This window comes from Streptomyces sp. NPDC042100 (genome assembly GCF_055582325.1).
On sequence record NZ_JBVJDK010000004.1, the window covers coordinates 319,147 to 339,943 of the forward strand.

Annotated in this window: 20 protein-coding genes and 1 riboswitch; of the genes, 4 read left to right on the forward strand and 16 right to left on the reverse strand. The window is 72.8% G+C overall.

Annotated elements, in window-relative coordinates; all coding sequences use genetic code 11:
- The first annotated feature begins 3 nt into the window (after positions 1 to 3).
- From ACZ6J5_RS11340 to ACZ6J5_RS11350, 3 genes are read left to right on the forward strand one after another with little or no spacing between them, the layout of a single operon-like run.
- On the forward strand, positions 4 to 831 hold the full coding sequence (locus ACZ6J5_RS11340) for an STM4013/SEN3800 family hydrolase (protein WP_469390521.1): 828 nt from the start codon (positions 4 to 6) through the stop codon (positions 829 to 831).
- Positions 828 to 2,222: an STM4012 family radical SAM protein gene (locus ACZ6J5_RS11345; RefSeq protein ID WP_469390131.1), complete on the forward strand. Its 1,395-nt coding sequence runs from the start codon at positions 828 to 830 to the stop codon at positions 2,220 to 2,222. The genes ACZ6J5_RS11340 and ACZ6J5_RS11345 overlap by 4 nt, the downstream gene beginning before the upstream one ends.
- 11 nt (positions 2,223 to 2,233) lie before the next feature.
- Positions 2,234 to 3,100, forward strand: a complete 867-nt coding sequence (locus ACZ6J5_RS11350) for an STM4011 family radical SAM protein (RefSeq protein ID WP_469390133.1) — start codon at positions 2,234 to 2,236, stop codon at positions 3,098 to 3,100.
- On the opposite strand, the gene ACZ6J5_RS11355 is transcribed toward ACZ6J5_RS11350, so the two are convergent.
- A complete protein-coding gene (locus ACZ6J5_RS11355) occupies positions 3,087 to 3,881 on the reverse strand; it encodes an SGNH/GDSL hydrolase family protein (RefSeq protein WP_469390135.1) in 795 nt (264 codons plus the stop codon). The genes ACZ6J5_RS11350 and ACZ6J5_RS11355 overlap by 14 nt on opposite strands.
- Positions 3,882 to 4,043: 162 nt before the next feature.
- On the reverse strand, positions 4,044 to 5,033 hold the full coding sequence (locus ACZ6J5_RS11360; RefSeq protein WP_469390137.1) for a LysM peptidoglycan-binding domain-containing M23 family metallopeptidase: 990 nt from the start codon (positions 5,031 to 5,033) through the stop codon (positions 4,044 to 4,046).
- Between the two features lie 4 nt (positions 5,034 to 5,037).
- A riboswitch (cyclic di-AMP (ydaO/yuaA leader) is annotated at positions 5,038 to 5,192 on the reverse strand.
- A 389-nt stretch (positions 5,193 to 5,581) separates the two neighbouring features.
- Between ACZ6J5_RS11360 and ACZ6J5_RS11365 the strand changes: the two genes are divergently transcribed.
- Positions 5,582 to 6,379 carry a tyrosine-protein phosphatase gene (locus ACZ6J5_RS11365; RefSeq protein ID WP_469390139.1) on the forward strand — a complete coding sequence of 266 codons (798 nt, stop codon included), beginning with the start codon at positions 5,582 to 5,584 and terminating at the stop codon, positions 6,377 to 6,379.
- A 10-nt stretch (positions 6,380 to 6,389) separates the two neighbouring features.
- Here the strand turns inward: ACZ6J5_RS11365 and ACZ6J5_RS11370 are convergent, their stop codons facing one another.
- From ACZ6J5_RS11370 to ACZ6J5_RS11435, 14 genes are all read right to left on the reverse strand, one after another.
- Positions 6,390 to 6,554, reverse strand: a complete 165-nt coding sequence (locus tag ACZ6J5_RS11370) for a DUF6126 family protein (protein ID WP_469390141.1) — start codon at positions 6,552 to 6,554, stop codon at positions 6,390 to 6,392.
- 31 nt (positions 6,555 to 6,585) lie between these two features.
- Positions 6,586 to 7,215: a helix-turn-helix domain-containing protein gene (locus ACZ6J5_RS11375; protein WP_469390143.1), complete on the reverse strand. Its 630-nt coding sequence runs from the start codon at positions 7,213 to 7,215 to the stop codon at positions 6,586 to 6,588.
- An 85-nt stretch (positions 7,216 to 7,300) separates the two neighbouring features.
- Positions 7,301 to 8,731: an aspartate aminotransferase family protein gene (locus ACZ6J5_RS11380; protein WP_469390145.1), complete on the reverse strand. Its 1,431-nt coding sequence runs from the start codon at positions 8,729 to 8,731 to the stop codon at positions 7,301 to 7,303.
- 7 nt (positions 8,732 to 8,738) lie between these two features.
- Entirely contained in the window at positions 8,739 to 9,758 is a 1,020-nt protein-coding gene (gene hpnH / locus ACZ6J5_RS11385) for an adenosyl-hopene transferase HpnH (RefSeq protein WP_362474656.1), read from the reverse strand.
- A gap of 7 nt (positions 9,759 to 9,765) precedes the next feature.
- Positions 9,766 to 10,431, reverse strand: a complete 666-nt coding sequence (locus ACZ6J5_RS11390) for a phosphorylase family protein (RefSeq protein ID WP_469390148.1) — start codon at positions 10,429 to 10,431, stop codon at positions 9,766 to 9,768.
- Positions 10,431 to 12,428 (reverse strand): squalene--hopene cyclase, encoded by a 1,998-nt coding sequence (gene shc, locus ACZ6J5_RS11395; RefSeq protein WP_469390150.1) that lies wholly within the window; start codon positions 12,426 to 12,428, stop codon positions 10,431 to 10,433. Before shc ends, ACZ6J5_RS11390 begins: the two co-directional genes overlap by 1 nt.
- A 128-nt stretch (positions 12,429 to 12,556) precedes the next feature.
- On the reverse strand, positions 12,557 to 13,615 hold the full coding sequence (locus ACZ6J5_RS11400) for a polyprenyl synthetase family protein (protein ID WP_469390523.1): 1,059 nt from the start codon (positions 13,613 to 13,615) through the stop codon (positions 12,557 to 12,559).
- A 38-nt stretch (positions 13,616 to 13,653) separates the two neighbouring features.
- Positions 13,654 to 15,078 (reverse strand): hydroxysqualene dehydroxylase HpnE, encoded by a 1,425-nt coding sequence (gene hpnE, locus ACZ6J5_RS11405; protein WP_469390154.1) that lies wholly within the window; start codon positions 15,076 to 15,078, stop codon positions 13,654 to 13,656.
- Between the two features lie 100 nt (positions 15,079 to 15,178).
- Positions 15,179 to 16,132, reverse strand: coding sequence for a presqualene diphosphate synthase HpnD (gene hpnD, locus ACZ6J5_RS11410; RefSeq protein WP_469390156.1), 954 nt, complete (start codon positions 16,130 to 16,132; stop codon positions 15,179 to 15,181).
- Positions 16,129 to 17,049 carry a squalene synthase HpnC gene (gene hpnC, locus ACZ6J5_RS11415; protein WP_469390158.1) on the reverse strand — a complete coding sequence of 307 codons (921 nt, stop codon included), beginning with the start codon at positions 17,047 to 17,049 and terminating at the stop codon, positions 16,129 to 16,131. The genes hpnD and hpnC overlap by 4 nt, the downstream gene beginning before the upstream one ends.
- A 312-nt stretch (positions 17,050 to 17,361) precedes the next feature.
- Positions 17,362 to 18,018 carry a TetR/AcrR family transcriptional regulator gene (locus tag ACZ6J5_RS11420; protein WP_469390160.1) on the reverse strand — a complete coding sequence of 219 codons (657 nt, stop codon included), beginning with the start codon at positions 18,016 to 18,018 and terminating at the stop codon, positions 17,362 to 17,364.
- 129 nt (positions 18,019 to 18,147) lie between these two features.
- Positions 18,148 to 18,936, reverse strand: a complete 789-nt coding sequence (locus tag ACZ6J5_RS11425) for an ABC transporter ATP-binding protein (RefSeq protein WP_469390162.1) — start codon at positions 18,934 to 18,936, stop codon at positions 18,148 to 18,150.
- The gene (locus tag ACZ6J5_RS11430) at positions 18,929 to 19,858 is read right to left on the reverse strand and encodes an ABC transporter permease (protein WP_469390164.1); all 930 of its coding nucleotides are present in this window, start codon (positions 19,856 to 19,858) and stop codon (positions 18,929 to 18,931) included. Before ACZ6J5_RS11430 ends, ACZ6J5_RS11425 begins: the two co-directional genes overlap by 8 nt.
- Positions 19,859 to 19,908: 50 nt before the next feature.
- Positions 19,909 to 20,781: a glycosyltransferase family 2 protein gene (locus tag ACZ6J5_RS11435; protein ID WP_469390525.1), complete on the reverse strand. Its 873-nt coding sequence runs from the start codon at positions 20,779 to 20,781 to the stop codon at positions 19,909 to 19,911.
- Positions 20,782 to 20,797: the final 16 nt, after the last annotated feature.

Below are 20,797 nucleotides of genomic sequence, written 5' to 3' on the forward strand. Positions count from 1 at the left end.
GACATGAACCGGATCGTCGGCAGCCACGACCTGCTGCTCGTGACCCTCGACACCCTGCGGTACGACGTGGCGGCCGAGCTGGCCGCCGAGGGCCGGATCCCGAACCTGGCCCGGCACCTGCCCGGCGGCGCCTGGGAGCTCCGGCACGCGCCGGGCAGCTTCACCTACGCCTCCCACCAGGCGATCTTCGCCGGCTTCCTGCCCACCCCGGCCGCGCCGGGGCCGCACCCGAGGCTCTTCGCGGCCTCGTTCGCGGGCAGCGAGACCACCGCCGAGGGGACCTACGTCTTCCACGAGACGCCCGACCTGGTGTCGGCGCTGGCCCACGAGGGCTACCGGACGGTGTGCGTGGGCGGCGTCGGCTTCTTCAACCGGCGCCCGCCGCTCGGCTCGGTGCTGCCCGGCCTGTTCCAGGAGAGCCACTGGGAGCCCTCGTTCGGGGTCGCCTCGCCGACCTCCTTCGCCTCCCAGGTGGAGCGCGCCGAGGAGGTCGTCGCCGCGCTCCCGCGCGAGCGGCGCCTCTTCCTGTTCGTGAACGTCTCGGCCCTGCACCAGCCCAACTGGTTCCACGCGCCGGGCGCGACCCGGGAGGCGGGCGACACCCGGGAGACCCACGCCGCCGCGCTGGAGTACGTGGACCGGCACATCGGGCGTCTGTTCGCGGCGATGAGCAGCCGCCGCGACTGCTTCGCGATCGTCTGCTCGGACCACGGGACCGCGTACGGAGACGACGGGTTCACGGGGCACCGCCTCGGCCATGAGAGCGTATGGAATGTGCCGTATGCACATTTCATCCTGCCTGGCCCGGACAGCATGGAGACCACCGCATGACCCGCACGACCCCGACGGCGACGCCGACACCGACCGCGACGCAGGCCACGGCCGTGGCGGCCCCGACGCCCCGCCCGTACCGCAGCTACGTCTACGCGTACCCGCACAAGACCGCGTACCGCCCGCTGCCCGAGCGGCCCCCGCTCGCCGCGCTCTGGGCGGACGAGCCGAAGGACGCGCTCTCGCTCTACGCGCACATACCGTTCTGCGAGGTCCGCTGCGGCTTCTGCAACCTCTTCACCCGGATCGGCGCCCCGGACGAGCTGACCACCCGCTATCTCGACGCGCTGGAGCGGCAGGCGGCGGCGGTGCGCGAGGCGCTGGGGGACGCGGCGCCGGTACGGTTCGCCACCGCCGCGTTCGGCGGGGGCACGCCGACCTATCTGACCGCCGCCGAGCTGGAGCGGCTGTGCGACATCGCCGAGCTGCGGATGGGGGCCGACCTGCGGGCGGTGCCGCTGTCGGTGGAGACCTCCCCGGGCACGGCGACCGCCGACCGGCTCGCGGTCCTCGCCGAGCGGGGCGCCACGCGCCTCAGCATCGGCGTGCAGAGCTTCGTCGAGCGCGAGGCGCGGGCGGCGGTGCGCCCCCAGCGCCGGGCGGACGTCGAGGCGGCCCTCGGGCGCATCCGGGACACCGGTGTCCCGATCCTCAACATCGACCTGATCTACGGCATCGACGGGCAGACCGAGGAGTCCTGGCGGCACTCGCTGGACGCGGCGCTCGCCTGGCGGCCCGAGGAGCTCTACCTCTACCCGCTGTACGTCCGCCCGCTCACCGGTCTGGGCCGGCTGGGCCCGGGCCAGGATGCCGACCTGGAGTGGGACGAGCAGCGGCTGCGGCTCTACCGCCAGGGCCGGGACCATCTGCTGGCCCACGGCTACGAGCAGGTGTCGATGCGCATGTTCCGGCGCGCGGACGCGCCCGCCCTCGGCCCCGAGGACCACGCCTGCCAGACGGACGGCATGATCGGCCTGGGCTGCGGCGCCCGCTCGTACACCTCGCGGCTGCACTACTCCTTCGACTACGCGGTGGGCACCCGCGAGATCCGCTCGATCATCGACGCGTACACGGAGGCGCCTGACTTCTCGCGCGCCGAGGTGGGCCGCCGCACCGACCCGGGCGAGGCCCGACGCCGCCATCTGCTGCAGTCGCTGCTCCAGGCCCGGGGCATGGAGACCGCCGACTACGCGGCCCGCTTCGGCGGCGCGCCCGAGGCCGACTTCCCGGCCGAGCTGGCCCGCTTCGAGGCGCGGGGCTGGCTGGACGCGGACGCCCCCGCCGGGCTGCTGCGGCTCTCCCCCGAGGGCCTGGCGTATTCGGACGGGCTCGGCCCCGAGCTGTTCTCTCCGGCGGTCCGGGCGGCGATGGCCGCGTACGAGGCGAAGTAGCGGGGCGCGGCGTGGATCTGACCCTGCTCTACCGGGGCCCGCTGGCCTCCTGCGACTACGACTGCCCGTACTGCCCCTTCGCCAAGCGCCGGGACAGCCGCGAGGCGCTGACGGCGGACCGGGCGGCGCTGGAGCGCTTCACGCGCTGGGCGGCGGACCGCTCCGAGGACCGGCTGCGGATCCTGTTCACCCCCTGGGGCGAGGGCCTGGTGCGGTCCTGGTACCGCCGGGCGCTGGTCGAGCTGTCCCGGCTGCCGCACGTGGAGCGGGTCGCGATCCAGACCAATCTGAGCTGCCGCACGGAGTGGCTGGACGAGGCCGACCCGGACACGGTGGCCCTGTGGTGCACCTTCCACCCGGGCCAGACCCCGTACGAGCGGTTCCTGGGCAAGTGCCGGGCGCTGGCGGAGCGGGGCGTCCGGTTCAGCGTCGGGATCGTCGGCCTGCCGGAGCACCTGGCCGCCGCGCGGCGGCTGCGGGCCGAGCTGCCGCCCGAGGTCTACCTGTGGGTGAACGCGGCGGAGGGCCACGCCTACACCGACGAGGAGGCCGGGGACTGGACGGTCCTCGACCCCCTCTTCCCGTACAGCAGGCAGCCGCACCGCTCGGCCGGGCTGCCCTGCCGCACCGGCGAGTCGGTCGTCTCGGTGGACGGCGACGGGACGGTGCGGCGCTGCCACTTCGTCAAGGCCGAGCTGGGCAATCTGTACGACGGCTCGTACCGGGCCGCGCTGCGCCCGCGCCCCTGTCCGCTCGCCGTCTGCGACTGCCACATCGGCTACGTCCACCTGGAGACGCTGCCGCTGTACGACGTGTTCGCCGGCGGGGTCCTGGAGCGGATCCCGGCCGGCCGGCCCGGGGCCCCTACAGGGGCATAAGGTCGGGGCGCTTGGCCTCGACGTGGTCGCCGGAGCTCTCGCCGCGCAGCCTGCGCCCGATCCACGGGACCAGATACTCCTTGGCCCAGTGGATGTCGTCCTTGCGGACCTCCAGGGTGCCGCGCGGCGGCCGCGGCGGCCACGACTGGTCCGGGTCGGCCGGCACCGGCAGGCCGAGCACCTGGGCGGCGCGCAGCGCGACCCGGGTGTGCCCCTCCGCCGACAGGTGGAGCCGGTCGTCGTCCCAGGCGCGCCGGTCCTGGACGGACCGGAGCGACCACAGGTCGAGCACCGGGCACTCGTAGCGGTCGGCGATGGCCCGGACGTGCGCGGTGTAGGTGGCGATCTTCCCGCGCAGGTGCTTGAGGACCGGCACGTCGCGGGTGTCGAAGCCGGTCGTCACCATCACGGTGCCCACGGCGGAGGTCAGGTCGGCGACCGCGCGCTCGAAGCGCTCGGCGACGTCGTCGGGGTCGGTGCCGGGGCGGATGATGTCGTTGCCGCCCGCGCAGAAGGTCACCAGGTCGGGGGCGAGTTCCTTCGCCCTCGGGACCTGCTCCGCGACGATCTGGTCCAGAAGGCGTCCTCGCACCGCCAGGTTGGCGTAGCGGAAGGCGTCGTGCTCCGGAAGCTGGTCCGCGAGCAGGACCGCGAACCGGTCCGCCCAGCCGACGTACGTCCCGTCGGGCCCGGGGTCGCCGACGCCCTCCGTGAAGCTGTCACCGATCGCCGCGTACGACCCGAATGCGTTCTTGTCTGGTGTTCTCGAATCGTCTGCCACGGGAGCACATCTTTCCTTCACCGATGTGACCTACGCGACCGTAAGGAGGGGTTGACGGCGGGTGACATATGCCACCACTAAAGATTCTCCCAAGTCGGAATAGCCCGGAGGCCCGGCACACGGGTGCCGGGCCTCGGGGTGGAATCCGTGGTGCGGGGCGGTTCAGACGCCGACCCCATGCTGGCGCAGGACGGCCAGCGGGTCGATGTCGGAGCCGTACTCCGGCCCGGTGCGCATCTCGAAGTGCAGGTGCGGGCCGGTGACGTTGCCGGTCGCGCCGGAGAGGCCGATCTGCTGGCCGCCGCTGACGGTCTGGCCGGCGGAGACGGACAGCGAGGAGAGGTGGCCGTACTGGGAGAAGGTGCCGTCGGTGTGCTGGATGACGACCTGATTGCCGTAGGCGCCGCCCCAGCCGGCCGAGTAGACGGTGCCGGGGCCGACCGCGCGGACGGTGGTGCCGGTGGAGGCGATGAAGTCGACGCCGGTGTGGTAGCCGGAGGACCACATGGAGCCGGAGGCGCGGTACGGGGTGGAGACGCCGCCGCCCGCGATGGGGGTGACCCAGCCGGAGGAGGAGGACTGGCCGGCCGAGGAGGAGGACGAAGACGAAGAGGACGAAGAAGCGGAGGACGAAGAGGAGGAGGACGAGGCGGCCGGGCGCTCGGTGCCGCGCGTGGCGCGGGTGCCCTCGCCGCCGCTCTTCGCGGTGCGCTCGGGGGCGGCCTTGGGCGCCGGCGCCGCCTTGGCGGTGCTCTTCGCGGGGTTCTTGGCCCCGAGGGTGAGCTTCATGCCGGGGAGGATCAGCGAGGGGTCCTCGCCGACGACCTGGCGGTTGTCGCGGTAGAGCTTCTGCCAGCCGCCGGTCAGGCGGTGCTCGGCGGCGATCTTCGACAGGTAGTCGCCTCGGACGACGGTGTACGCCTTCGGGGCGGCGGCGGGCGCGGCGGCCGGAGCCTGGGCGGGGGCCTTGGCGGCTACGGCGACGGTGACGGCCTGCGGGGCCTTCACGGCCGGGGCGGCCTGCTCGGCGGCGTGGGCGCCGGTCGCTCCGATCAGCGGCAGGGCGACGACGGCGCCGCCGGTGCCGGCGGCGACGAACCCGCGGGTGATCGGGTTGGCCTTGGGACGGCGGTGCTTACCCTTCGCGGGCATGGCGGATTCCTCTCCGTCGCCTGCGAGGTGAGCTGTCGGGTTCGGACTGGAGCTGTCCGGCCGCGCGGTCACGCGGCTTCACCCCGAGCCGTCCTTCTTCGAGGGGCCGGCGTACTACCTGGGTCCCCCGCTCCTGCCTGATACGGGTGGTATGGGGATTCCGGTCGGCGGCAGGATTAGGCGGTCCGTCCGGATTGAGCGCGACGCTAGACGAGACGGCGGCGCCCGAACAAGCCGCGGTTTTCAGGAATGTGCGTACGGGCGGCTTTTACGGCCGGAATCGCGGTCACCCTCCGTGGATGACGTTCCCTCGATTTCCCTTTCCACAAGGGAATTCGGAAAGGTTGCCCCGCCACGGTCCGTCACGTCTATGACGCTGCTCACGCACCGGAGACCATCTCCCCTGGTATCAGGGCGCGTTATGCCTTAAGTCCCAATTCGGACCAATCGTACATTTCTGTCAGAGAGGGTGCGTCGCGGGCCTCTCACCTGGATGATTGCCCCAGGAACCGATCTCACCACGACCCCTCTCACGACCAGGAGCTTCCGTGACCCACGCGACCACCGAGCCCGAGCTGACCGGCGTACGCAACTTCCGCGACCTCGGCGGGCTGCCGACGGCGGACGGCCGGAGCGTGCGCGCCGGACGCCTCTTCCGCAGCGGTCACCTGGCGCACGCCACGACGGAGGACGCGGAGTTCCTCGCGGCCCTCGGGCTGCACACCGTCTTCGACTTCCGCAACGAGGCGGACCGGCGGATGGAGGGCGCGGACGTCGAGCTGCCGGGCGTGCGGAACGTGAACATACCGCTCAACGACCCGGCCGACGGCAAGGAGTTCTGGAAGCTGGTGCGGACCGGCGACCTGGAGCAGCTGCGCGCGATCCTGGGTGACGGCAAGGCCGCGGCCCGGATGTCCGAGTCGTACCAGAAGATGATCGTGGAGCGGACGGCCGAGCACAGCCGGATCCTGCACGACATGGCCGAGGAGAGCGTCCCGGCCCTGATGCACTGCGCCGCCGGCAAGGACCGGGCCGGGCTGTCGATCGCGATCACGCTGCTCGCCCTGGGCGTGGAGCGCGAGGCGATCGAAGCCGACTACGTGAAGTCGAACGAGCCGCACCGCCGCTACAAGGTGCGGCGTGAGTCCGAGGCGGCGGACGCCATGTCCCCGGCGGTGATGGAGCTGCTGAGCCCCCTCTTCGACGCGCGCGTCGAGTACCTGCGGGCCGCCTTCGCGACCATCGAGGAGACCTGGGGCTCGGTGGAGAGCTACCTGTCCGAGGGGCTGCGGCTCGCCCCGGAGACCCGGGACCGGCTGCGCGGGCGCCTGCTCGCCGAGGCGTAGCCGCCGCCCGCTACTGGTTCTGGCCGCCCATCGCGAAGAGCAGGTAGAGGAAGCCGGCGAAGAGGTGACCGGCGATGAGGTAGGCGAACAGGCGGAGCACCAGCCCCTTGGGGAACTTGCCGTTGCCGCGCTCCTCGCCGGTGTCCGGTACGGAGTTCGCAGGAAGCTCGGACATGTCGGTCCTTTCCACGGTCGGGTACACGGGGTCAGCGCCGGTGCGGGGTGCCGTCGCCGAGGCACAGCTCGGCGACGGGACTCTGCATCAGGGTGTGGACGAAGAGCAGCTCGGCCCCGGCGCGGGTGGCGGCGCCGATCCGGTGCGGGGTGAGCGAGTCGAAGTGCGCGCTGTCCCCGGGATCGAGGACGTGCACGGCGTCGCCGAGGGCGAGGCGCACCCGGCCCTCCAGGACGTGGATCCACTCCTCACCGGGGTGGACCCGCACGATGTCGGCGCGAGTGGCGTAGGGCACATGGACCCGCAGGCACTGCAGGGCGCGCCCGGCGCCGCCGGCCTGGCGGTAGATCCAGCCGTCGGCCTCGACCGGGTCCGAGCGTCCGGCACGGACGACCGGGTCGTGTCCGGGCGGGGTCTCCCCCAGCAGCTCCGAGACCGTCGTACCGTAGATACGGGACAGCGCGAGCAGCATCGGCAGCGAGGGCTGCCGGTTCCCCGTCTCCAGGCGGGACAGGTGGGCCGGCGAGAGCCCGGCCCGCTGTGCCGCGGTCTCCAGGGTGAGTCCCCTGCGGCGGCGCAGGGCCCGCAGCTGCGGGGCGACGTCCGGCAGGATGTCGGGGGCGGCGAGGTCCGGGGAGGCTTCCCCGGGGACGTGGTCCATGCGTCCATTCCGCCAGCTTCGTGCCTCTGAGGCAAGTTTCTTGCCCCAGAGGCAAAAACCGCCGGGCCTGACCGCCCGGTTCCGGTCAGCGCTGCGCGACCGCCTGCTTGACCAGGGTCTTCCCGAAGTCCCACAGCAGCCCGCCGCCCCCGTGGGCGTCGTCCATGACCGCCGTGAAGGCGGTCACGAACCGGTCCACGTCGGCCTCGTCGATCACCAGCGGCGGAATCAGCTTGATCACCTCCAGGTGGTCCCCGGAGACCTGGGTGAGGATCCGGTGGCGCTGGAGCAGCGGGACCACGACCATCTGGGCGAAGAGTCCCTTGCGGGCCGCCTGGAGCATGGTCCAGCGGCTGCGCAGGCCCAGCGAGGACGGGCGGCCGAACTCGATGCCGATCATCAGCCCGCGGCCCCGGATCTCCTTCAGCAGCTCGTAGCGCGGGACCAGTTCGCGCAGCCGGGAGGCGAGCAGGTCGCCGGTCCGCCGTACGTGGGCGACGGTGCCCTCGCTCTCCATGACCGAGAGCACGGCGAGCCCGGCGGCCATGGCCTGCGCGTTCGAGCCGAAGCTGGCCGAGTGGACCAGCACCCGGTCCATGGACGAATAGACCTTCTTGAAGATCCAGTCCCTGCCGAGGGTCGCCCCGACCGGAACGTAGCCGCCGGAGAGCGCCTTGGCGACGCAGACCAGGTCCGGCTCGACGCCCTCCTCGTGCTGGTAGGCGTAGAAGTCGCCGGTCCGGCCGAGACCGGTCTGCACCTCGTCGGCGATCAACAGCGCACCGTGCCGGTGCAGCAGCTCCTGCGCGGCCCGCAGGAAGCCCGGCGGGGCCTCGTGCACGCCCTTGCCCTGGATCGGCTCCACCACGAAGGCGGCCACGTCGCCCTTGCGGAGCTCGCGCTCCAGGGCGTCGAGGTCGCCGAGCGCGATCGGCGTGTCGGGCAGCAGCGGGGCGAAGCCGTCCCGGAAGCCGTCCTCGCCGTTGACCGAGAGCGAGCCGGTGGTCAGCCCGTGGAAGGCGTGCGCGCAGTAGACGACCCGGGGCCGCCCGGTGGCGAAACGGGCGAACTTGAGCGCCGTCTCCACCGCCTCGGTACCGCTGTTGCCGAAGAAGACCCGGTCGAGGTGGGGGCTGTGGGCCAGCAGCCGCTCGGCGAGCAGTCCGGGCAGCGGCTGGCAGTCGAAGCGGGTGAGGTCGGCGAGCCCGGCGTCGAGCACGTCGTGCAGCGCCCGGCGGACGACCGGGTGGTGCCGGCCCAGGCCCATGACGCCGAAGCCGGCGAGCATGTCCAGGTAGTCGGCACCGTCCGCGTCCCAGAAGTGCGCCCCCTCGGCCCGCTCGTACACCTTGTCGAAGCCGATGGTGTGGAGCATCCGAGGGAGCTGGTGGTTGAGGTGGCGGGCGTGCAGCTCGTACCGCTCGCCACCGCGCTCGGCGAGCAGTGCCCGCAGATCGAAGCCGCCCGTGCCACCGGGCCCACCGGCCCCGCCCGCCCCGCCCGCCTCTGCCGTCACGACCGGCTCACCCGTTTCCGTTGACAGTCTCGCGGACCGCGCGCAGGGACTCCTTGAGCGAGCCCATGGTGGCGAGGACGGCGGTGGGTTCGTAGCCGCAGTGCGCCATGCAGTTGGCGCAGCGGGGGTCCTTTCCGCGCCCGTACGCATCCCAGTCGGTCTCTTCGATGAGCTGGCGGTACGTGGGGACGTAGCCGTCGCTCATCAGATAGCAGGGGCGCTGCCACCCGAAGAGGGAGTAGTTCGGGATCGCCCAGGCCGTGCAGGGGAAATCGGCCTTGCCTTCCAGGAAATCCAGGAAGAGCGGCGAGTGGTTGAGCCGCCAGCGGCGTCGGTTTCCGCCTGCGAAGGCCTTCTTGAAGAGCTCCCTGGTCTGCTCGACCCCGAGGAAATGCTCCTGGTCGGGCGCCTTCTCGTAGGCGTACGCGGGCGAGATCATCATTTCGTCGACCTGGAGGTCGTCGTTGAGGAAGTTCAGCACCTCGATGATCGTCTGGGGGGTGTCGGTGTTGAAGAAGGTCGAATTGGTGGTGACCCGGAAGCCGCGCCGCTTGGCCTCCTTGATGGCCGCCACCGCCTCGTCGAACACGCCCTCCTTGGCGACGGACTCGTCGTGCCGCTCGCGCAGCCCGTCGATGTGGACCGCGAAGGCGAAGTACGGGGAGGGGGTGAAGTTCTCCAGCTTCTTCCGCAGCAGCATCGCGTTGGTGCAGAGGAAGACGTACTTGCGCTTGGCCACCAACTGGCGCACGATCTCGTGGATCTGAGGGTGCATCAACGGCTCGCCGCCGGCGATGGAGACCATCGGCGCCCCGGACTCCAGGACGGCGCCGACCGCCTGGGCGACCGGCATGCGCTGCTTGAGCACCCCGGCCGGATGCTGGATCTTGCCGCAGCCCTCGCACTTGAGGTTGCAGGCGAACAGCGGCTCCAGCTCGACGATCAACGGGAACTTCTCCCGCTTGCGGAGCTTCTGTTCGAAGAGGTAGGTCCCGACCCGGATGGACTGACGGAGCGGCATGGCCATAACTCGCTCACCTCCTGGGGAGCAGCAAAGAACGGTGCCATTCGAAGAATGCGGGAAGGACGGCACGAAGAACGCGGAAAGCCGATATTCCACCGCGTACCGTGCCGATCCGGACCAGTTCATGTTCTGGAGCGTCCACGACCACCCGTACGGCCGCAACCGGGCGGGGACCGGCCGTCACCGCCGTCCGCAGGGTGGCGGCGGACTCCATGTCCACGGCGAGCGCCCCGCCGGCCCGCAGTGCGGCCCGCTCGGGGCCGCGCACCACGTGGTCGGAGCCGGTCAGCGGGCCGGTGTGCACGGTGCGCCCCGGCACCGCGCGGGCCAGCGCCTTCACCAGCAGCTCGGTGCCCGCGCAGGGGGTGACCCCGTCGGGCCCTCGGGTCTCCTCGGCGACGATCAGGTCGCCGGGGTGCATCCCGGGCTCCAGCCCCGCGCAGAAGCCGGAGGCGATGACGGCCGCGTCCCGCCACTCCGCCCGCTCCAGCGCCCGGGACACGGTCCGGCGGGCGTGCGCCGGGCCCATCCCGGTGCGCACCACGGCCACCGGCGCGGGCGCCCCGGCCCGCCCGGCGCCGCGCACGCCGCTGCGCAGCGCGAGCTGCTCGATGCCGAGCGCGCAGGCGACCAGCAGCGGCGGTACGGGCGGGCCGTCCGCCGGGTCCCGGGCCATCAGGCGCTCCCGGGGCCGAACAGCACCGGCTCCCCGTGCACGTAACGGCCGAGCGCGGTGAGCGGGAAGACCTGCCGGTACAGGTGGTAGTTGATCGAGAAGTCCCAGGGGAAGCCGGTGCCGGTGAAGTACGGCTCGTCCCAGGAGCCGTCCTCCCGCTGGGTGCCGACCAGCCAGGCGACGCCCCGCCGGACCGCCTCCGACTCCCGCTCGCCGGCCGCGAGCAGCGCGATCAGCGCCCAGGCGGTCTGCGAGGCGGTGGAGGTGCCGTGCCCGACCCACTGCCGCTCGGTGTAGGAGCGCAGGTCCTCGCCCCAGCCGCCGTCCTCGTTCTGCACCGACTCCAGCCAGGCCACCGCCCGCCGGATCGCCGGATGGGCGCCCGGCAGCCCGGCGGCGGTGAGGGCGGGCACCACGGAGCCCGTCCCGTAGACGTAGTTGACGCCCCAGCGGCCGAACCAGGCGCCGCCCGGCTCCTGTTCGGCCAGCAGCCACTCGATGCCGCGGCGGGCGCGCGGGTGCCCGGCCTTCCCCTCGTACGCCATCATCTCCACCACGTGGGCGGTGACGTCGGCGGAGGGCGGGTCGATGACCTCGCCGAAGTCGCAGAACGGCAGCCGGTTGGGGAAGGGGCTGGTGTTGTCGGCGTCGAAGGCGCCCCAGGCCCCGTTGCGCGACTGCATCCCGACCGTCCAGCGGCCGGCCCGCGCCACCGCCGCGTCCACCCGCCGGGGGTCGGGGTGCTTGACCCGGCGCAGCGCCAGGATCACCTCGGCGGTGTCGTCGATGTCCGGGTAGTTGTCGTTGTGAAACTCGAACGCCCAGCCGCCGGGCGGCAGTCCGGGCCGCCGGACCGCCCAGTCGCCGCTGCGCACGATCTCCTCGCCGAGCATCCAGTCGGCCGCCTTGACCAGCGCCGGGTGGTCCGGCGGCAGCCCTGCGTCGGCCAGCGCGATGGTGGCGAGGCAGGTGTCCCAGACCGGCGACTGACAGGCCTCGATCATCCGGGCGCCGTCCTCGCGCCAGACGGCGAAGCGGTCGAGCGACTCCAGGCCCGCCCGCATCACCGGGTGGTCCAGGTCGTAGCCGAGCAGGTGCAGGGCGATCACCGAGTAGACGGCGGGCGGCTGGATGCCGCCCCAGCAGCCGTCGTTCTCCTGGCGCTCGATGATCCAGCGGGCGGCGACGTCCATGGCGTTCTTCCGCAGCCACCGCGGGGCGACCTTGCGGTAGTGGTGCAGCCCCAGGTCGAGGCGCTGGAAGAAGCCGTCCCAACTGGCCAGCGGGGCCAGGGGTTTCGACGGGCGGGGCCGGTCCGGGTCGGCGTGCAGCTCGTCGAGCGGGAAGGGCGCGGGCCGCACCGGGCGCTTGGCGGAGACGACGGTCAGCGGCACGATCGTCTGCCGGGCCCAGCAGCCGAAGTCGTAGATGTTGAGCGGGAACCACGAGGGCAGGAAGATCAGTTCGGGCGGCAGCTCGGGCAGGTCGTCCCAGCGCCACCAGCCGAACAGCGCCAGCCAGATCCGGGTGAAGACCCGGGCCTCGGCGATGCCGCCGCGCTCACGGACCCAGGCGGCGGCGCGCGCCATGTGCGGGGCCTCGGGGAGGTCCCCGGCCAGGCGCAGGGCGACATAGGCCTCGACGGTGACGGAGAGCTCGCCGGGCCCCCCGTAGAAGCTGCTCCAGGTGCCGTCCTCGCGCTGCTCGCCCCGGATGAAGAGGGCCGCGGCGCGGGTGGTCTCCGGGTCGAGGATGCCGAGGAAGCGGCGGAGCAGGAGGTCCTCGGCGTCCATGGAGACGTTGGTCTCCAGGTCGCCCTTCCACCAGCCTTCGGCGTCCTGGCGGCCGAGGAGGTGGCGTACGGAGCGTTCCGCCGCCTCGGCGGCGGAGGCTTCGAGCCCCGTCGCGTCCGCGCGGTCGGCCGGTTCCGTGGTGTCGCTGGCCGCGGCTGCCCGGGGTCCCACGGCCCCGGCGCTTCCGTCGGTCGTCGCTGTCATGGCTTCCCCTTCGTGCAGTCGGTGTACTTCGGCGTACTTCCGCGTTGGTCTGCTTCTTCGGGTCTGCCGTCGGCCGGTGCCGGGAGGCACCGGCCGGCGACTGCGCACTCATATCAGGGTGATGGTGATCATCGCTTCCGTACGACGACGAAATCGGCCAGCGCCGTGAGCTGGGCCCGGACGTGGGCCGGCAGGTCCACCTCGTGCAGGGCCGCGAGGGCGACCGCGTGCTGGCGGCGGGCCTCCTGGGCGGTCCACTCGCGTCCGCCGGCCTCCTCGATGAGGGCGGCGCGGGTGGCGAACTCCTCCTCGGAGAAGCTGTCGAAGTCGCTGCTCTTGGCATCCGCGGCGAGCAGCTCGCCGAGCCGCTCGGAGGCCGGGCCGCCGGCCGCGAGGGCGGCGACGACGGGCAGGGACTTCTTGCGCTGGCGCAGGTCGGACCAGGTCTGCTTGCCGGTGGACTCCGGGTCGCCCCAGATGCCCAGCAGGTCGTCGACGGCCTGGAAGGCGAGGCCGAGGTGGTAGCCGTACTCCTCCAGCTTGTCGGCGGTGCGGTCGTCGGCGCCGCCGAGGACGGCACCGATGGAGACCGCGCAGGCCAGCAGGGCGCCGGTCTTGTTGCCCTCCATCTCCAGGCACTCCTCGACGGTGACCCGCTCGCGGTGCTCGTAGGAGATGTCCTGGGCCTGCCCGTCGATGAGCTTGCGGGTGGCCGTGGTCAGCCGCCGGGTGGCCCGGCCGGCCTCGACGGTGCCGAGTTCGAGGAGCAGCTCGTTGGCGAGGGCGAAGAGGGCGTCGCCGACCAGGATCGCCTGGGCGGGCCCGTGCACCTTCCACACCGTGTCGCGGTGCCTGCGCTGCTCGTCGCCGTCCATCAGGTCGTCGTGGAGGAGCGAGAAGTTGTGCACGAGCTCCACGGCGACCGCGCCGGGGACGCCGACCTCGGCGGCGGCGCCCGCGGCTTCGGCGGAGATCAGGGCCAGGGCGGGCCGGACGGCCTTGCCGCTGTCGCCGTCGGCGGGGTTGCCGTGGGCGTCGATCCAGCCGAAGTGGTAGGCGGCCACGGTGTTCATGGGCGGCGCGAGGCGGTCGACGGCCGCCCGCATGACGGGCGTGGACAGGGCGCGGCCACGCTCCAGCAGCGCGGCGACGTCCGCGGTGTCGACCGCCGGATTCCCCGGGGGCACAGTCGGCACGGTTTCTCCTCTAGTTCCGGTACTCACACTCATGCCGCCTCCTGCAGCGGATGGTCGTAGCGGCGGCCGAGGGCGGAGAGCGCGGCGCCCGCGGCGCTGAAGCCGCTGCGGACCGCACCCTCCATGGTCGCGGGCCAGCCGGTGGCGGTCCAGGCGCCGGCCAGGTACAGGCCCGGGGCGTGGGTGCGGGCGCCGGGGCGGAGCCGCCCGACGCCGGGGGTCGGGGCGAAGGTCGCGGTCCGCTCCCGGGTGACGAAGAAGTCGCGGATCCCGGCACCTCGGGCGGCGGGCAGCAGCCGCTCCAGCTCCGGCAGGTAGCGCTCGCGCAGCACGGCGACCGGCTCGTCGATGTCGTCCTGGGCGGCGGACTGGGAGACGGCGAGGTACTGGCCGCCGCCGGTCAGCCCGGAGGACCCGGTGCGGTCGAAGACCCACTGGACCGGGGAACCGAGCGCGGCGAAGAAGGGCCGGCGCAGCACCGTGCGGTCGTAGACGACGTGCAGGTTGAGGATGGGCGCGGTGCCGATGTCGAGCAGCCGGTCGGGGTCGTCCAGGGCCCCGTCGGGCAGTAGTTCGCGGGTCTCGCGCTGGGGCACGGCGAGGACGACGGCGTCGGCCTCCAGGAGCTCCCCGGCGGTGTGGACCCGCCAGCGGCCGTCCTCGGCGCGCTCGATCCGCTCGGCCTTGGCGCGCGTCTCGGTGCGCACCCCGGCGCCGTCGAGGGCCTTGCGGGCGAGGGTGTCGTGGAGGTCGCCGAGCGGGACGTGCGCCCAGCCGATGTCGGCGGCGCCGGGCTCGGAGAGGAGTCCGGTCTTGAAGACCATCGCGGCGAGCCCCATGGAGGCGTGCGGGGCGGTGGCGTTGAGGGTGGCGACGCCGACGAGGTCCCACAGCGCCTCGACGGTGCGCGGGGACTGCCCGTGCCGGCCGAGCCAGGTGGCGAAGTCGATGCCGTCGAGGGCGGGGTCGGCGGGGTCGAGCTTCTTCAGGGCGAGCGCGGCACGGCCGACGCTCGCGCGCTCGGCGAGCGAGAGGTGCGGGTAGGTGGCGAGGCTGGCGGCGAGGTGCAGGGGCACCGGCAGGTTGGCCCGCCGCAGCCGCCCGAGGCGGGGGCCCGACGGGCGCCCGACGTCGAGCACCGGCACGTCGAGCCGGGGCTGTACGGGCGCGAGGCGGGCGCCCTCGACCCGGTCGAGGAACCATCGGTAGGCGGTGCAGCAGCGCAGGTAGACGTGCTGCCCGTTGTCGACGGTGAGCTCGCCGCGCCGGAAGGAGAAGGCGAGGCCGCCGAGCCGGGGGCGGCCTTCGAGGAGGGTGACCCGGACGCCGGAGTCGGCGAGCTGGAGGGCGGTGGTGACGCCGGCCAGTCCCCCGCCGACGACGACGGCGTGCGGACGGGAGCCGCCGCCGAGGGCGGTGCCCCCGGCCGTGGCGCGGTGCTCGTCGGCGGTCATGCGGCTCCCTCCCTTGCGGACGTCATGGTCAGGGACGCGGTCCGGGCGGCTCCGGTTGTCCGGGCGGCGCCTTTGGTCCGGGCGGCCGCTCCCGCGCGCCTCACGCGGGCCGCCTGACGCCGGTCCGGCGCGAGATGTGCCGGGCGTCGAGTCCGGAGAGGCCGCGCACGGCCACGTACGCCTTCTCCCGGCCGGGCAGCGAGACCCGGCCGCGCAGCACCGCCGAGGGGTCGCGCTCGATGCGGTCGAGCAGCCTGCGGTAGATGCCGGCCATCGCGGCGACGCAGGCGCCGCTGCGCCGGTCCAGCATGGGCAGCAGCCGGTAGCCCTCGGCGAACAGCGCGCGGGCGCGGCGCACTTCGTAGTGGACGAGGCCGTCGAAGTCGCTGCCCGCGGGCGGGGTGTCGGTGCCGAAGCCCTCGGAGCAGCCGAACTTGGCGAGGTCGTCGGCGGGCAGGTAGGTGCGCCCGTTGCCGGCGTCCTCGCGGACGTCCCGGAGGATGTTGGTGAGCTGGAGGGCGAGCCCGAGGGTGTCGGCGTACTCGCCGGCCCGGTCGGCCCCGTACGCGCCGGGCTGGGTGCCGAAGACGCCGAGCGAGAGGCGTCCGATGGCCCCGGCGACGCAGCGGCAGTAGACCTTGAGGTCGTCCCAGGTCTCGTAGGTCTCGCCGCGCACGTCCATGAGGACGCCGTCGATGAGCTCGTCGAGCCCGCCGAGGGGGATGGGGAAGCGGCGGGCGGCGTCGGCGAGGGCGACGGCCACCGGGTCGGTGTCGTCGTCCTCGACCTCGCCGGCCCGGACCCGGTCGAGCAGCGCCCGGGTGGCCTCCAGGCGCCGGTCCTTCTCCTCGGGCGCGAGGGGCCCGTCGCCGATGTCGTCGACGCGGCGCGAGAAGGCGTAGAGCGCCGACATGGCCTGCCGCTTGTCCAGCGGCAGGAGTCGGATCCCGTACGCGAAGTTGCGGGCCTGCTGCCCGGTCACGGCCTCGCAGTAGCTGTACGCGGCCTGTACCGGTGCGGTCGGCTGCGGCTGTGCCTCCACGGTCCGGCTCACCCCTCTCTCCGCGCCGTGAGCAGGAGGGCGCCCGCCCGGCGCATCAGACTCGGTTTGGCGGCCTTGGGCGGCCCGGGCAGGACGTCGAAGCCGGCGGCGGCGATCGCGTCGAGCGCCGCGTACCCTCCAGCGGTGAAGCCGGCGAGGAGCACCCGCAGCCGTCCCTGGACGCTGCCGACGAGCGGCGCGCCCGCGTCGAGCAGCGAGCGGGCCCGGTCGGCCTCGAAGGCGATGAGGGCGCGGACGGAGGCGCCGGCGGTGGGCCGGGCCAGGTCGTCCTCGGTGACGTGGAAGCGCTTCATGTCCTCGGCGGGCAGGTAGATCCGGTCGCGCGCCAGGTCCTCGGCGACGTCCTGGAGGTGCTCGACGATCTGCAGCGCGGTGCAGATCTCGTCGGAGCGGCGCAGTCGCTCGGGGGTGGCGGTGCCGGTGAGGGCGAGCACGAGCCGGCCGACGGGGTTGGCGGAGAGCTCGCAGTAGGCGAGCAGGTCCTCGTAGCGCTCGTAGCGGCGGACCCGCTGGTCCTGCCGGTTGGCGGCGACGAGGCCGAGGAAGGGCTCGGGGCTGAGCCGGCGGCGTTCGACGGCGGGCACGAGGGCGCGCAGCAGCGGGTGGTGCGGCCCGCCGTCGGCGGGGTCGAACACGCGCAGCAGGTCGGTCTCGAAGGCGTCGAGCATCGCGAGCCGGTCGTCGGCCCGGTCGGGGTCCACGCCGAGGTGGCGGGCGTCGGCGCCGCCGGGCGCGAGGTCGCCGTCGCCGATGTCGTCGACGAGCCGGGCGAAGCCGTAGACGCGCATGAGGTCGTCACGCCAGGCCCGGGGCAGGAAGAAGGGGGCCACGGGGAAGTTCTCGTCCGCGGCCTTGCCGAGCGTCGTGCGCGAGGTGGTGTCGGGGTGCACCTGCCGGGTTCCCGTCACCGGCCGCTGCCCGACGCGGGGACGGCGACACCCTCGTGGAGCTGGAGATTCTGCGTCATGGCCGTCATATCTCCCGTTCTACACTGCGGATCCAATCCATCCTATTTCGGACACGCCGCCGACCTCTGCCCGTGGCTCACCGCCCGGCGGTCGGGGCGCCGAGGGGGATCACCCCAGTTGCCACGAAACAGACCGGTACAGCTTACGTCGTAAGGGACTCCGGACGGCGCGCGGGGGCCGCGCGCCCCGCCGTGACGCGGCGATCACCGCCAACCCTCGCGTACGCGGCGGTAGTTGGCGGATTCCCGACCGTCATGGGGCGCGTGTCCCGGAGACCACCATGGCGAGGGTGGATTCGACGACGTCGGCCCGGCGCTGGGCCGGCAGCCGCCGCAGCGGGCCGTCGAGCAGCAGGAGTGACAGTCCGTGCACGGCGGACCACGCGGCGGCCTCGGCGGCCGGGCGGGGCCGGCGGGGCGGCCGGGCGGTCGCCGCGAGGGCGTCGAGGGCGTCGGCGAGCAGGGTGAAGGCGCGCACCTCGGGGCAGTCGCCCCCGGCCTCGGGCCCGTCCTGGCCGGGACCGGCGGCGGAGGGCGTACGGGGGGTACTGAAGGCCGACCGGTAGAGGCCGGGCTGGTCGACGGCGAAGGCCACGTAGCCTCGGCAGAGGGCGGCGAGCCGGGACTCGGCGGCGAGCCCCGGATCGTCGGCGCCGGGGGCGCGGGCGGCGGTCCGCTCCATGGAGTCGGCGAGGACGCGGCGGGCGTGGTCGCGGACCGCCGCGAGGAGCTCGCCGCGCCCGTCGAAGTGCCGGTAGGCGGCGGTGGGCGAGACGCCGACCCGGCGGGCCGCCTCGCGCAGCACGACCGCCTCGGGGCCTCCTTCGGTGGCGAGGTCGACGGCGGCGCAGATCAGGGCGTTGCGCAGGTCGCCGTGGTGGTAGGTCTTGCCTCCCGAGATCGCTGGCATGTGCCCATCCTGCCCGATGTTGACCGCATGAACATTCCGGGCGGTCCCGCCACGCGCAAAAAGCGTCAGCCGCCGCGTACCGGTCATACCGGTACGCGGCGGCCGAGAATGCCGCGAGGGGGGCGACGGCTACTTGCCGGTCTCCTTCTCGTAGGCGGCGATGACCTCGTCGGTCGGGCCGTCCATGAGCAGCTCGCCCTTCTCCAGCCAGAGCACGCGGTCGCAGGTGTCCCTGATCGACTTGTTGCTGTGGCTGACCAGGAAGACCGTGCCGGCCTCCTTGCGCAGCTCACGGATGCGCGCCTCGGAGCGGATCTGGAACTTGCGGTCGCCGGTGGCCAGCGCCTCGTCGATCATGAGGACGTCGTGCTGTTTGGCGGCGGCGATGGCGAAGCGGAGCCGGGCGCCCATGCCGGAGGAGTAGGTCCGCATCGGGAGCGAGATGAAGTCGCCCTTCTCGTTGATCCCGGAGAAGTCGACGATGTCCTGATATCGGCTCTTCACCTCCTCGCGGCTCATGCCCATGGCGAGGCCGCCGAGGATCACGTTGCGCTCGCCGGTCAGGTCGCTCATCAGCGCCGCGTTCACGCCCAGCAGCGAGGGCTGGCCGTCGGTGTAGACCTTGCCGCTCTCGGTCGGCAGCAGGCCCGCGATGGCCCGCAGCAGCGTGGACTTGCCGGAGCCGTTGGTGCCGATGAGGCCGATGGCCTCGCCCCGGTACGCGGTGAAGGAGACGCCCCGCACCGCGTGCACCTTGCGCACCCCGCGTTCGGCGTCGCCCTTCTTCCGCTTGATGATGCGGCTGAGCGCCGCGGTGGCGCTGCCCCTGCCGCCGCCCCCGCCGTTGACGCGGTAGACGATGTGGACGTCGTCGGCGATGACGGTGGGCACCCGGCCCTCGGTGTCGTGGTCAGCCACGGCCGTACCTCTCCTCGGCCTTCCAGAAGTAGACGAAGCCCCCGATGCCGATCACCAGGGACCAGGCGAGGGTCACGAACCAGACGTGCGGCGGAAGGTTGGATCCACCGTAGCCGTCGATGAGCGCGAACCGGACCAGGTCCATGTGGAGGGCGGCCGGGTTGTACTGGAGCAGGTCGGCCAGCCACGCCGGCTTCGACTCCAGCATCACGGGGATCGAGAACATCACGCCGGACGCGTACATCCAGGTCCGCATGATGAACGGCATCAGCTGCGCCAGGTCCGGGGTCTTGGCGCCCATCCGCGCCACGATCATGGCGAGACCGGCGTTGAAGACGAACTGGAGCACCAGCGCAGGGACGAGCAGCAGCCAGGACGCCGAGGGGTAGCTGCCGAAGGCGACCGCGATGACGACCAGCACGATCATCGAGAACAGCAGCTGCTGGAGCTGCTGGAGGCAGAACGAGATCGGCAGCGAGGCCCGGGGGAAGTGCAGCGCCCGCACCAGGCCGAGGTTGCCGGAGATCGCGCGGACGCCGGCCATCACGGAGCTCTGGGTGAAGGTGAACACGAACACGCCCGTCACCAGGAACGGGATGTACACGGCCCGGGTCATGCCTCGGTCCGCGTTCAGGATCAGGCCGAAGATCAGGAAGTAGACCATGGCGTTGAGCAGGGGGGTGACCACCTGCCACACCTGGCCCAGTTTCGCCTGGCTGTACTGCGCGGTGAGCTTCGCCTGGGAGAAGGCCAGGATGAAGTGGCGGCGTCCCCACAGCTGGCGGACGTACTCCGCGAGACCCGGCCGGGCGCCGCTGACCGTGAGGCCGTGCTTGGCGGCCAGCGCGGCCGGGCTCAGGCCGTCGTCTGCGGACGGCCGGGTGCTCGTCACGACCCCACCGTCCCGGGATGTGTCACTCACAAGTCGAAACTTTCGTGTTCAGGATGCGCGGCACGTCGGGTACCACGATGTCAGACCACGGGCGGGCGACCCAGCCGGGTCAGCCGCCACACCGTACGCCACCGCATGGGGTGCCGGGGGCCGCAGGAAGCGGTCCAGCCCTCCCGGAACCCGCCGAACCAGGCCTTGAGGGCGGGCAGGGAGGGTCGCCGTGCCAGGGTGAGGAGCAGCCAGACGCCGAGGTACACCGGCACCAGAGGTGCGGGCAGATTGCGACGTGCCAGCCACACTCGGTTGCGGGCCACGTTGAAGTGGTACGTCGCGTGCCGGGACGGCGGGGTGGTGGGGTGCAGCAGCACCATGTCCGAACGGTAGTCGATCATCCAGTCGGCGTCGAGCGCCCGCCAGGCCAGATCCGTCTCCTCGTGCGCGTAGAAGAACGCGTCCGGCAGACCGCCCACCTCGGCGAAGACCTTGGTCCGCACCGCGTTGGCACCGCCGAGGAAGGTGGTGACCCGCGAGGAGCGCATCGGGTCCGAGGCCCGCAGCCTCGGCACGTGCCTGCGCTGGGTGAGCCCGGTGTCGGGATCGGCGATCCGGAAGCTGATGATGCCCAGCTTCGGGTCGGCCGTGAAGGCCTGCCGGACCAGCTCCGCGGTGTCGGAGTTGGCGAGCAGGCCGTCGTCGTCGAGGAAGAGCAGCGCGTCGACGTCGGTGCCGCCGGGACCGAAGGCCTCGATGCCGACGTTGCGCCCGGCCGGGATGCCGACGTTCTCCGGCAGCGTGACCGTGCGGACGCCCTCGGGTACGTCGGTGATCTCGACGCCCTGGCCGACGACCACGACCTCGACCGGCGGGCCGTCCTGCCCGGCGACCGAGTCGAGCAGGGCCCGCAGGTCGTCGGGCCGGTTGCCCATCGTGATGACGACGGCGCCCAGCCGCATCGGCGCGGTCACGGTG

Coding starts and splice junctions, on each gene's coding strand:
- ACZ6J5_RS11340 (WP_469390521.1), top strand. CDS start 4: ATGAACCGGATCGTCGGCAGCCACGACCTGCTGCTCGTGACCCTCGAC.
- ACZ6J5_RS11345 (WP_469390131.1), top strand. CDS start 828: ATGACCCGCACGACCCCGACGGCGACGCCGACACCGACCGCGACGCAG.
- ACZ6J5_RS11360 (WP_469390137.1), bottom strand. CDS start 5,033: ATGCCCGCGAAGGGTAAGCACCGCCGTCCCAAGGCCAACCCGATCACC.
- ACZ6J5_RS11370 (WP_469390141.1), bottom strand. CDS start 6,554: ATGTCCGAGCTTCCTGCGAACTCCGTACCGGACACCGGCGAGGAGCGC.
- ACZ6J5_RS11375 (WP_469390143.1), bottom strand. CDS start 7,215: ATGGACCACGTCCCCGGGGAAGCCTCCCCGGACCTCGCCGCCCCCGAC.
- hpnH (WP_362474656.1), bottom strand. CDS start 9,758: ATGGCCATGCCGCTCCGTCAGTCCATCCGGGTCGGGACCTACCTCTTC.
- ACZ6J5_RS11390 (WP_469390148.1), bottom strand. CDS start 10,431: ATGGCCCGGGACCCGGCGGACGGCCCGCCCGTACCGCCGCTGCTGGTC.
- shc (WP_469390150.1), bottom strand. CDS start 12,428: ATGACAGCGACGACCGACGGAAGCGCCGGGGCCGTGGGACCCCGGGCA.
- hpnE (WP_469390154.1), bottom strand. CDS start 15,078: ATGACCGCCGACGAGCACCGCGCCACGGCCGGGGGCACCGCCCTCGGC.
- ACZ6J5_RS11420 (WP_469390160.1), bottom strand. CDS start 18,018: ATGCCAGCGATCTCGGGAGGCAAGACCTACCACCACGGCGACCTGCGC.
- ACZ6J5_RS11435 (WP_469390525.1), bottom strand. CDS start 20,781: ATGCGGCTGGGCGCCGTCGTCATCACGATGGGCAACCGGCCCGACGAC.